Here is a 2,341-nt window from a genome sequence, read left to right as displayed (position 1 = left end):
ATCGTGAAGAGGATCATCACCGTGGTGGTCGCGGTACTGCGAAAGCTATCCAGGAGCCGCGTGCCCAGCGATGCACGGGCGACGCGTGAGAACAGCAGCATCACGAGGGCGGCGAGCGCCCCGATTGCACCCGCTTCAGTCGGGGTGATGAGGCCAACGTAGATTCCGCCAAGTACGAGTACGAAAAGCACGACTACCTGCCAGGCTTGTCCCGTTGCACGAACTCGCTCGCCCCACGGCGAACGCGGGCTGCGCGCCTCTTGGTTCATGCCACGGCGGCCGATCACCGCAATGCCGGCCATGAAAACGAGCGTGGTCAGAATCCCCGGTACAAAACCGGCGATCAACATCTTGCCTGCGGACACTTCCGTAAGCGCGGCATAGAAAATCAGAAGAACCGAAGGCGGAATCAGTACGCCTAGAACACCGCCCGCTGCGACCGAGCCTGCAGCGAGGCGGGGGTCGTAACCCGCCTTCTTCATCTCAGGGATCGCGACCGCGCCAACCGTGGCGGCCGTGGCGACCGATGATCCCGATGTGGCCGCAAAGCCTGCCGAAGTAAGGATCCCGGCCATGGCAAGACCGCCCGGCAAATGCCCAACCCACTTGCGTGCGACATTGAACAGTCGCTTACCGACTTGCGCGTGATGAGCGAAGGCCCCCATCAGGATGAAGAGGGGAATGACCGTGAGTGAATAGCTTGCAGTGGTGGAGAATGGAAGCGATTTGAGGCGGTTGAGAAGGAAATCGAGGTTCTCAACCATGACGATACCGAAGGCGCCTGATAGAGCGAGGGCCGCAAATACGGGGGTGCCGAGTGCAAGAAGCACAAAGATCAGCCCTACGGCGATACATGTGATGAGGGTAACGTCCATGACATTTCCTGGATTCTTTGATGCTGCCCAGATTTGATGCGTTAGATGCCGGGCCGCTCTGGCCCGGCATCTAACGTTCAGTGCGCGGCGATGGCGTTCACGCGCCGTTGCTCCGGCAGCCGATCGCGTGCAACGAGGGCGGCGTGGACAAGCGCTTGAAGTGCGGCAAACCAAAGCCCTACGGCCACGATCACCTTGGCCCACCATACGGGTACTTGTAATGCACCCCAGCGGAACTCGAGGATCGAGACCGAGTAGGCTGCCTCCTTCGTCGCTGGCCAGGCGAGCAAGGCGAAGGTCAGTCCGGCAAAGACCCAGCCGAGTGCAGAACAGTGGCGCCCAATGATGCTCGGCAACCGATCGGTTAGCAGCGTCACGCGGATATGGCCGTCGTCCAGCAGTGTCGCACCCAGCCCCATGAAGACGACCATTGCCATCGACATCTCCGACATCTCGAAGAGACCTGGAACTGCGCGTCCGCTAAGGGCGCGAGCTACGACATCGATGGTGATTGCGAACATCATGAAGGCCAGGAAGACCAAGGCAATCCAGGACATCACATGAGCAATCCGCGTCAGCAGGCGATCGAAGGTGAGCATCTTCAGAGGCTCGCAGCGATCTCGATCGGCCGCTTGAGCTTGCCTTCGGGTGCGTGCTTTGCGATTGCCTTCTCAATCACGTCCTGCATCGCCTTCCCGTCAATCCCGTTCGGTTTGGCGACGCTGTTGATCCAACTTTCGACTTGGGCTGGCTGGACCGTTGCCCTGGCTCGGGCCTTTTCGCTTTCGGGGAGGTCGATGAACTTGACGCCTTCAGCAACGGCCTTCTTCACATAATTGGTCAGAACGCCCTCATAGATCTCGGTGAATTTCCCGTTGTAAAGCTCGTTGGCGAGGTCGTTACAGATCTTCTGATTCGCCGGTGACAGCCCTTCCCAGACCTTACGGTTCATTACGGTTAGTGCGGGAGCGTGCGCGCCGTCGCCAATGTCGTAAAAGTTCGGCGCGATCTCATGCAACTTGTATGCGACGGCCGTAACGAAGTCGAAGCCATAGACTCCGTCGAGCACTCCGCGCTCGAGCGATTGGTACACTTCACCCGCAACCATCGGCACTGCAATGCCGCCAAGGCGCTCGATGACGTCGGTGCCCACGCCATAGGCACGAATCTTCTTACCCTTAAGGTCTGCAAGCGAAGAGATGGGCTTACGCATCACGAGCGGAGCGTAGTTCCAGTTCGTCCAGTAGAGGACCTTTGAGCGGTGGCGCTGCTCCCACTCCTGACGCAGCGGCGCGAAGTTTTCATATACATCCTGGCAAACCCGCTGCAGTGCATCGGCACGATCCACTCGGAAGTACCATTCGAGCCCTCGCGTTGCCGGCATTTCAGCCTGGTAGTATCCCGGAGAAATGATGGTGATCTCTGAGGTGCCGTCACGGACTGCACCAAGGTGCTCGCCAACCTTG

General features: G+C 59.3%; 3 protein-coding genes. All 3 read right to left on the bottom strand.

Annotated features, from left to right (window positions below; genetic code table 11):
• Nucleotides 1–875: TRAP transporter large permease (locus ACNKW1_RS15670; RefSeq protein ID WP_418365505.1), on the bottom strand; the 875-nt coding region annotated here is incomplete at its 3' end.
• Nucleotides 876–952: 77 nt separating this feature from the next.
• Nucleotides 953–1,474, bottom strand: coding sequence for a TRAP transporter small permease subunit (locus ACNKW1_RS15665; protein WP_004257401.1), 522 nt, complete (start codon nt 1,472–1,474; stop codon nt 953–955).
• A 2-nt stretch (nt 1,475–1,476) separates the two neighbouring features.
• A partial coding sequence (gene dctP, locus ACNKW1_RS15660) for a TRAP transporter substrate-binding protein DctP (RefSeq protein ID WP_418365504.1) occupies nt 1,477–2,341 on the bottom strand: 865 nt, incomplete at its 5' end.

This window comes from Thauera sp. WH-2 (assembly GCF_048321015.1).
GTDB lineage: Bacteria > Pseudomonadota > Gammaproteobacteria > Burkholderiales > Rhodocyclaceae > Thauera.
This window is presented reverse-complemented; position numbering and strand designations above follow the sequence as displayed.

Bases quoted from the DNA above. Each gene is read 5' to 3' on its own strand.
- ACNKW1_RS15665 (WP_004257401.1), bottom strand. From the start codon at position 1,474: ATGCTCACCTTCGATCGCCTGCTGACGCGGATTGCTCATGTGATGTCC.